Consider the following 830-nt stretch of genomic DNA (forward strand, 5'->3'; position numbering starts at 1 on the left):
CAAGGCCGGGTCAGCGCCATGCTCACCCCGACCCACCAAGCCATCAAACAGCAAGTGCAGTCTGCCGCCATCATCCATGCCGATGAAACCCGGCACCAGCGGGGCGGTGAGCGACGCTGGATGTGGCTGGCCCTGAGCAAGGTCGCGGTCTGCTTCATGACGGCGTTTGGCCGCGGTCAGGAGGCAGCGAAGCGGTTGCTGGGCAGTGAGCTTGATGGGGTGCTGGTGACCGACCAGTATGCGGGATACCGCTTCATCGACAGCGCCCAGCGCCAACTGTGCTGGGCGCATGTGCTGCGCAACGTGGCGGCGATTGCCGAGAGTAGCGACGCCGTCAACCAGCCTATCGGAGCCCGGCTGGTACTGCTGGCTGACACGGTGTTCAGAACCCGGCATGGCTATGAACAAGGCTGCTTAAGCCGGGAGCAGTACCAGCGAAGGTTGCAGCGATGTCGGCAAAGCTGGCGAAGGCAGCTGGAGCGGGGCAGTGTACTGTGTTCCAAGCGCTACCGTGGGCGCTGCCAGTTACTGCTCAAGGACGATGAGATGCTATGGCGTTTTATGGAAAACGACGAGATAGCGCTGACCAACAATGAAGCGGAGCGGGCGCTGCGTGGCTATGTGCTGTGGCGCAAGGGAAGCTATGGCGTCTGGTCGCATCGAGGCGAGCAGTTCAGGCAGCGTATCCTATCGTTGGTGGAGACGGCCAAGCGATTGGGCCGCTGCCCGCAGGAGTGGCTGAGGGCAGTTGTCAGGTCCTGCATCGAGAAAACCGACTACCCGTTCCCGGAGGAGTTGGTGCTGTCAACACCGTCCCGGTGAACGGTTAC

Annotated in this window: 1 pseudogene; it reads left to right on the forward strand. The window is 62.2% G+C overall.

What is annotated here, in order from left to right:
- A pseudogene (locus OKC30_RS21215) lies at window positions 1-822 on the forward strand (IS66-like element ISAs21 family transposase); the annotation flags it as partial.
- Between the last annotated feature and the right edge of the window lie 8 nt (window positions 823-830).

It is taken from the genome of Aeromonas sp. QDB18 (assembly GCF_027705325.1).
In the GTDB taxonomy this organism is placed as follows: domain Bacteria; phylum Pseudomonadota; class Gammaproteobacteria; order Enterobacterales; family Aeromonadaceae; genus Aeromonas; species Aeromonas caviae.